Below are 7,929 nucleotides of genomic sequence, written 5' to 3'. Positions count from 1 at the left end.
ACCACGCCGACCCCGGAGGGCGAGGGCTTCGTGGCCCGCGAGCAGGAGACCGACCACAACCACCCGCCGGAGGGGTACTGAGATGGCCTGGGACGAGGCCGGCAGCTGGGTGGCCGGCGACGAGAACGACCAGATCTACGGCCGCCGGCTGCAACGCGCCGCCGAGGCGCCCGAGCGCAACGCCGGGCGGCGCAAGGTGCTGCGGCCCCAGGACATGCCGTGGGAGATGTCCCGGCAGGGGCTGCTCAAGCACCTGCTCAACGAGGAGCTCGACACCCGCATGGAGACGGTCGACGCCTACATGCAGATCATCCCCGGCGGCAGCCGGTCCGGCCGGCACCGCCACCTGGCCGAGGAGTGCCTCTACGTGCTGGAGGGCACCGGCTACGACCTGCACCAGGACTGCGACGTCGAGATCACCGACACCTACTTCTGGAAGCCGCAGGACGAGGTCCAGCGCTTCGACTGGGAGGCGGGCGACGTCATCTACATCCCGCCCAACACGATCCACCAGCACGTCAACGCGGACCCGTCCCGCCCGGCCCGCCTCATCTCGGCGACGAACCGGATCTACAAGCACTGCGGGCTCGACGACCTGGAACAGCTCGAGGACGCCCCCGAGTACGACCCGTCGGTGGTGCTGGACGCGGAGACCGTCCGCCGGTACGTCGCCACGCGCACGCTCGTCGAGGAGCGGTGAGCGCCCCCGAGGAGGAGCTCCGCGAGGTGGTGGCGCTGGCCGGTCAGGTGCTCACCGCGCTCGGGCTCGTCGACTACCTCGGTCACGCCAGCGCGCGGATCCCCGGCACCGACCGGGTCGTGGTCAAGCCCAAGCACTCGCCCGCCGTGCGGAGCATGGCTGCGCTCGGGGCCGCCGACATGGTGGTGGTGGACCTCGACGGCTCCCTGGTCGACGGGACCGCTCGTCCGCCTGCGGAGGTGTTCATCCACACCGAGATCTACCGGGCTCGGCCCGACGTCTCGGCCGTGGTGCACACCCACCAGCGGTCGGCGACGCTCGCCGGGGTGCTGGGGCTGCCGATCCAGCCCGTGCTGCACGTCCCGGCGACGTTCGTCCCCGCCGACCCGCCGACCTGGCCGCACCCGGTGCTCGTCGACACCGCGGAGCTGGGCCGGGACCTCGCGGCCACGCTCGGTGGCGAGCGCTACTGCCACCTGCAGGGGCACGGGATCGTCAGCGTCGCGGCGGACGTCCGCGAGGCGACCGTCGGGGCGGCCATGCTCGAACAGCTCGCCGAGGCGGCGCTGGCCGGGGCGCGGACCGGGGCGAAACCCCGGGTGATCACGCCCGCGGAGATCGAGACGCTCCGCGGCCAGGTCGCCGGCGTCGAGGGGCGATGGGCGTACTTCTGCGACCTCGCCAGGGCCGGAGGTGCTGTCTGATGCGTCTGTCGAGCGGCAACCCGCCCGAGGTTCGGGTCGAACTCCCGGTCGTGGTGGGCACGGGAGAGCGGGTCGCCCCGGATCGCGCAGGCGGTCCCGGTCGGCCGTCCTTGCCCCACCCGCACATTCCCGTCTCCTCCGACGACCGGGGACATCCGGTGAAAGGTAGGGCCGCATGAGCCGAGTCCCCATCACCCTGGCCTGCTGGGACTACGACCGGACCCGGGCGCTCGCCGACGGCACGGTCCGGCCCGAGGGAATCGACCTCACCTACCTGAGCCTGCCGGTCGAGGAGACGTTCTTCCGGATGCTGCGGCACCGGGAGTTCGAGGCCGCGGAGATGTCGCTGTCCTCCTACGTCACCGGCCTTGCGGCAGCCCCGGACGGCGGCGATCTCGTCGCGATCCCGGTGTTCCCGTCACGGGCCTTCCGCCACCACGGCATCCACGTCCACAGTGGCAGCGGTATCGAGAAGCCGTCGGACCTCGTGGGCCGGACCGTCGGCGTCCCCGAGTACCAGCTCACCGCGGTCGTCTGGATCCGCGGGATCCTCGCCGACCGCCACGACGTCCCGGTCGCGTCCGTGCGCTACCGGACCGGCGGGATGCACACGCCGGGTCGGGTCGAGAAGCAGGTGCTGCACCTGCCGCCCGAGATCGACGTGGCGCCCATCCCGTCCGACCGGACGCTGGCGGACATGCTCGTCTCCGGCGAGATCGACGCGCTCTACGCCCCCCGCACGCCGCGGCCGGTGCTGGAGGGCAGGCCCGAGGTCCGTCGTCTTTTCCCCGACGCCCGCGCCGTCGAGGAGCAGTACGCCGCCGAGACGGGCATCTTCCCGATCATGCACGTCGTGGTGCTGCGGCGGGACGTGTACGAGGCGCGGCCCTGGATCGCCGGTTCGCTTCTCGGCGCGTTCGAGCAGGCGAAGGCCCTGACGCTGGCGCGGATGGCGGAGACGGCGGCCAACCCCTACCTCGTCCCGTGGCTCTACGACGAGACCGAGCGGACGAAGGAGCTGCTGGGGCCGGACTTCTGGTCCTACGGCCTCGGGCCCAACCGGCCGACCCTCGAGGTGTTCCTCCGCTACGCCCACGAGCAGGGCCTCACCGCCCGCCTGCTCACGCCCGACGAGCTGTTCGTGCCGGAGACGCACGAGAGCTACGTGATCTGAGGAGGACCATGGAGGACCTGGACGCGATCCGGCAGGACGTCGCCGACGCCTGCCGCGTCATGGCGGCCCGAGGGCTCGCCGACGGGGTGCTGGGCCACGTGAGCGTGCGCGTCGACGACGAGCACATGTTCATCCGGTGCCGGGGCCCGCGGGAGCGGGGCCTGGTCTTCACGGTGCCCGACGACATCCGGCTGGTCGACCTCGACGGACACGGCGACCTGGCCGGGGGCTACGCCGTGCCGGCGGAGCTGCCCCTGCACGCCGAGGTGCTGCGCCGCAGGCCGGAGGTGCGCGCCGTCGTACACGCCCACCCGTTCGCGGTGGTCGCCGCCGACCTCGCGGGCCACCCGATCCGGCCGGTGCTGGGTGCCTTCGACATCCCCGGAGCGCACCTCGCCGCCGGCGGTGTCCCCGTGCACCCGCGCAGCGTGCTCGTGCGAAACCGGGACCTCGCGGCCGAGATGGTCGCCTCGATGGGGGACCGGCCCGTGGTGGTCCTGCGTGGCCACGGTCTGACCGCCACCGGCGAACTGCCGGCGGAGGCCGTGCTCCGCGCGCTGAGCGTCGACACCATCGCCCGGATGACCCTCGCCGTGGCCGGTGCGGGCGGCGTCCCGAGCGCGATCTCGAATGAGGACCTGGCGGAGCTGCCCGACCTGGGTAGCGGGTTCAACCAGGACACCGCGTGGCGGCACGAGCTGGCCCGCCTTCCCTGAACGTCCCGCGTCGACGGCGGTGACGAGCGCTTCCCCGATCTCGTCGGTGATCAGCCCTGCGGACGCTCGTTGTTCGGCGGAGCAGCCGACGGGACCGCGGACCATTCCTCGAGGCGGAGGAGCTCCGGCAGCGCGTCGGCCAGGATCGCCTGCACGTCGGGTGGCTCGGCGTCGAGCGCGTCCGGGTCGCCTCCCAGCCAGACCTCGCCGGTGGTCCCGTCGAGGGTGACGTCGTCGCCGGGCGCGATGCGGTGCAGCCCGTCCGCTGTGCGCGCGCCGGTCTCGTCGATGACCAGTGACCCGGCCCCGACCACGGCGGGCAGCCCCCAGCCGCGGGCGACCACCGCGGCGTGGCTGACCAGGCCACCGGTCGCGGTGACGACGCCCGCCGACACCGCCATGCCGGGGACGTCGTCGGGGCTGGTCTCGGGCCGCAGCAGCACGATCGACGCGTCCTCGTCCTCGTCCGCGAGGTCCGCGGCCGCCTCGGAGGTGAACACCGCCTGGCCCGTGACCCGGCCCGGTGACGCCCCCAGGCCGCGGGCCACGGCCACTCCACGGTTCTGCGCGCCGGCCGCGGCCACGACGGCCGCACGCGCCGCCGCACGGACGTCGTCGCCGACGCGGGCCGCGGCCTCCTGGCGGGTGAGTGGGGTGCCGGGTTCCTCCGCCATCTGCACGGCGGCGCGGACCGCGGCGACGGCGCTGCGCTTGCCGACCCGCGTCTGCAGCACCCAGAGCCGACCCTGCTCGATGGTGAACTCGACGTCACAGATGTCGGCGTAGTGATGTTCGAGCCGGGACAGGATCGCGTCGAGGTCCGACCAGACGGCGGGCATCTCGGTGGCCAGTTCATCGATGGGCTGCGTGTGCGCGATGCCGGCGACGACGTCCTCGCCCTGGGCGCGGCGCAGGTAGTCGCCGTAGCGGGTGGGGTGGCCGGTGGCCGGATCGCGGGTGAAGACGACACCGGTGCCCGAGTCGGTGCCCCGGTTCCCGAACACCATCGTCTGGACGTTCACCGCGGTCGCGAGGTCCTCGCCCATCCGCTCCCGCCGCCGGTAGGCCTGCGCCCGCGCGCTGCCGCACGACCGGAACACGGCCTCGATCGCTGCGCGCAGCTGCACGGCCGGATCGTCGGGGACATCGGCCCCGCAGGCCACGCGGACCTCGCCGCGCAGGCGCTCGACGTCCGCGCGGAGGTCGTCGGCGTCGGTGGTGGCCAGGTCCTCCCCCAGCCGGTCGTGGGGGCAGCCGAGCACGGTGGTGGCGTACATCCGGACGAAGCGCCGGTAGCAGTCCCACGCGAACACGTCGTCACCGGCGGCGCGGGCGAGGCCGTCGACGGTCGCGGGCGTGAGGCCGAGGTTGAGCACGGTGTCGAGCATGCCGGGCATCGACCGAGGCGCGCCGCTGCGCACGGCCAGGAGCAGCGGATCCTCGGGGTCGCCGAAGCTGCGGCCGAGCCGCCGTCCGAGGTCGGCGCAGTGCCGGTCGATCACCTCGCTCAGCCCGTCGGGCCAGCCGCCGGCGAGGTAGTCGCGGCACACCGGCACCGCGATGGTGAAGCCCGGAGGCACCGGGAGACCGAGAGCGGTGGTCATCTCGGCGAGCCCCGCCCCCTTCCCTCCGAGCCGATCGGCGAGGGTCCGGGCCGGCACGCCGTGGTCGTGGTCGAAGGAGAAGATCGACGACAGGGTCGGCGCCGGGGTGCTCACGGATGCCATCGGGCTGATCCTTCCGCTGGTTGTCGGGTGTGCGGTCGATCAGGCGACGCCCGCGGGCTCGCCGACCTTGCGGGCGATGTCCTGGCGCAGCAGGTGCTTCTGGATCTTCCCGGTCGCCGTCGTCGGCAGCTCCGTGACCACCTCGAGCCGCTCCGGTGTCTTCTGCACCGCGACCCCTCTGCCCTGCAGGTACGTCGTGATGTCGTCCAGCGTCGGCGGGCCGGCGGGGTCGGTGGCCACGAGGTAGCAGCACACCCGCTCGCCGAGCCGCTCGTCCGGCATTCCGACGACGGCGGCGTTGCGCACACCGGGATGGGCCGCGAGCAGGTCCTCGATCTCCCGGACGCTGATGTTCATGCCGCCGCGGATGATGATGTCCTTCGTGCGGCCGGTGACGCGCACGTACCCGTCGGCGTCCATCACGCCGAGGTCGCCGGAGCGCGACCAGCCGTCCGGGGTGAACAGGTCGGCCGTCTCGTCCGGCCGTCCCAGGTAGCCCAGCATGTGGGTGGGTCCGCGGTAGGCGATGTCGCCCTCGGTCCCTGCGGGGACCTCCGCGCCGAGTTCGTCGACGACCGCCACGGCGGCATGGGGGAGGGCGGCGCCGTCCGAGGTGAGGGCACGTTCGGGATCATCGTCGACGGTGCAGGTGGTGGTGGTGAGGTTCTCGCTGCGCCCGTAGAGGCTGAGGATCTTCGCGTCCGGCAGGAGCGCCTGCGCTCGTTCGACGACGGCCCGGGGGATCGGCGCGCCGGCCGACACCCAGACCCGCAGGCTCGACGCGTCGTCGCGGTCGGGGTCGTAGGCGTCGAGCAGCATCTGGATGAAGGTGGTGGCCGTGACGCTGACCGAGCACCGGTACCGGGCGATCTCCTCCAGCCCGCGCCGCGGCTCCCAGTCCGCCATCAGGTGCGTCGCGGCGCCGGAGATCATCGGCAGCAGGATGCTGGTGACCAGGCCGGTCGTGTGGGTGACCGGGGACGGGCCGAACTGCACGTCGGACTCGCGGTAGCCGAAGGCGACGGCGAGCGCGCGAGCGCCGCTCACGTAGGTGTTGAACGTGTGTACGCACCCTTTGGGCCGGGCGGTGGTCCCGGAGGTGTAGACGATGACGAACGGGTCGTCCGGTCCCACGGCTGCGCCGATCTCCGCCTCGGCGGCGGCCGGGTCGACGTCCGCGGTCGTGGCGCCGAGCGTCACGACATGGTCCGACGTCCCCTCCGACGTGGCCGCTTCGTCGTCGCGGACCACCACGACGGAGTGCAGCGCCGGTCGCTCGGCCTGCAGCTGCCGGTACATCCCCAGGTAGTCGAAGCCTTTGACCACCGAGGCGGTGACCACGGCGCTCACCCCGGCGTCGTCGAGGACGTGCCCCACCTCGTCGCGGCGGTAGATCGGCATGATCGGCACCAGCACCGCGCCGAGCCGGGCGATCGCCGCGGCGATCACGGCGAACTCGGACCAGTTGGGCAGCTGCACCGCCACCCGGTCGCCTGCCGCCACCCCGCGCGCGCGCAGGCCGGCCGCGAGCCGGAGCGACCGCTCGTGCACCTCCCGGTAGGTGAGGGACTGCGTGCCGTCGGTGATGAAGGTCTTGTCCCCCCGCTCGTGGGCCTGCCGTGCGAGCAGCTGCCCGAGCGTGTCCGTCCCCCAGCACTCCGCCGCGTAGTACCGCTCGATCTCGGCGGGCGAGTAGCGGTCGCCGACGGTGGGAGTCTGCATCGATGCCGTCCTGGGATCGGGGATCCGGTGTTCGTGACGCCGGACACAGCTGGCTCTTCGGTCGGAAGTTACAATGGTCAGACCGCAAATGCAATGGAGAGCGCATGTCGAAGCCCAGCTCGAGGACAGCTCCGGAATGGTCCCCCGCATCCACTCACCTCCGCGTCGGTGCCACGGCGAACCTCCGTGACCTCGGAGGGGTGCCGACCGCCGACGGCCGGGTGATCGGCCGCGGCCGGGTCTACCGCGCCGAGGCGCTGGTCCGGCCCGGGGCGCCGACGACCTGTTCGATCTGGGACGAGGCCGACGCGGAGGCGTACGGCGCGCTGGGGGTCCGCACGGTCCTCGACCTGCGGTCCGCCGGGGAGCAGGAGCGCGTGCCCTCCGCGTGGCCGGTGGCGACCGGAGCCGATCACGTCGCCGTCCCGATCGAGGAGGGCGGCGAGGGCGACACCGACTATGTCCGGCAGATCCGCGAGGGCACGCGGACGGCGTTCGGCGTGGCGGAGATGGTCGGCTACTACGGCCTCGTCCTGCGCAACCGCCCCGCGGAGTTCGGCGCGGCACTGCGGGTGATCGCGCAGGCCGATCGGCTCCCGGTGCTCGTGCACTGCGCCGCGGGCAAGGACCGGACCGGCCTCCTGGTGGCGCTGCTGCTCGAGACGCTCGGGGTGCTCCGCGAGGTCGTGGTGGCCGAGTACGCGCTGACCGGGACGCTCCGTCCCAACCGGGTGGCGGCGTACGCGTCCCTCTTCGGTGACTCCGGGGTGGACCTCGCCGACATCGCGGTGCTGTTCGACGCGCCTGCGGTCGTGATGGCCGGTGCGCTCGCCGAACTGGACACCGAGTTCGGCTCGGCTCCGGAGTACCTCCTGCACCGATGCGGGCTCACCAGGGAGGACCTCGACATCCTCCGGGCGAACCTGCTCGTCCAGGCCGTCCTCTGACGCCGGGCGGCCGGGTGATCACGAGGCTCGGTCGAAGGTCCGCACGCTCGGCACGCGCGGACACCGCGCTACCCTCACGCCGGCCGTCGAGCGGAGATCCACAGAGCACGTGTCAGTCCATGGTGAGAATGGTCCTCACCACCGAGCCGTCCCGCTGGGCCGTGACGACCTCGTTGATCGCCTTGAGGTCGGCGGTGCCGGCGATCAGCTTCTCGATCGGCAGCCGGCCGGTCCGCCAC

General features: G+C 72.9%; 7 protein-coding genes. 5 read left to right on the top strand and 2 right to left on the bottom strand.

Annotated elements, in window-relative coordinates; translation table 11 throughout:
* Positions 1-82: 82 nt before the first annotated feature.
* From JWR81_RS23665 to JWR81_RS23650, 4 genes are all read left to right on the top strand, one after another.
* Entirely contained in the window at positions 83-700 is a 618-nt protein-coding gene (locus JWR81_RS23665; protein WP_297657227.1) for a cupin domain-containing protein, read from the top strand.
* The gene (locus tag JWR81_RS23660; protein WP_297657223.1) at positions 697-1,404 is read left to right on the top strand and encodes a class II aldolase/adducin family protein; all 708 of its coding nucleotides are present in this window, start codon (positions 697-699) and stop codon (positions 1,402-1,404) included. The genes JWR81_RS23665 and JWR81_RS23660 overlap by 4 nt, the downstream gene beginning before the upstream one ends.
* Positions 1,405-1,579: 175 nt before the next feature.
* A complete protein-coding gene (locus tag JWR81_RS23655) occupies positions 1,580-2,578 on the top strand; it encodes an ABC transporter substrate-binding protein (protein WP_297657220.1) in 999 nt (332 codons plus the stop codon).
* An 8-nt stretch (positions 2,579-2,586) separates the two neighbouring features.
* Entirely contained in the window at positions 2,587-3,294 is a 708-nt protein-coding gene (locus tag JWR81_RS23650) for a class II aldolase/adducin family protein (protein WP_297657217.1), read from the top strand.
* A gap of 50 nt (positions 3,295-3,344) precedes the next feature.
* Here JWR81_RS23650 and JWR81_RS23645 read toward each other — a convergent pair whose 3' ends face one another.
* Both JWR81_RS23645 and JWR81_RS23640 read right to left on the bottom strand, forming a co-directional pair.
* Positions 3,345-5,021: a PEP/pyruvate-binding domain-containing protein gene (locus JWR81_RS23645; RefSeq protein ID WP_297657214.1), complete on the bottom strand. Its 1,677-nt coding sequence runs from the start codon at positions 5,019-5,021 to the stop codon at positions 3,345-3,347.
* Between the two features lie 39 nt (positions 5,022-5,060).
* Positions 5,061-6,743: an AMP-binding protein gene (locus JWR81_RS23640; protein WP_297657212.1), complete on the bottom strand. Its 1,683-nt coding sequence runs from the start codon at positions 6,741-6,743 to the stop codon at positions 5,061-5,063.
* A gap of 2 nt (positions 6,744-6,745) precedes the next feature.
* On the opposite strand from JWR81_RS23640, the gene JWR81_RS23635 reads away from it, so the two are divergent.
* Positions 6,746-7,690 (top strand): tyrosine-protein phosphatase, encoded by a 945-nt coding sequence (locus JWR81_RS23635; RefSeq protein WP_367278840.1) that lies wholly within the window; start codon positions 6,746-6,748, stop codon positions 7,688-7,690.
* Positions 7,691-7,929 lie beyond the last annotated feature (239 nt).

The organism is Pseudonocardia sp., from assembly GCF_025965585.1.
GTDB lineage: Bacteria > Actinomycetota > Actinomycetes > Mycobacteriales > Pseudonocardiaceae > Pseudonocardia.
Note: the sequence above shows the minus strand (reverse complement) of the source record. Positions and strands in the feature narration are given on the sequence as shown.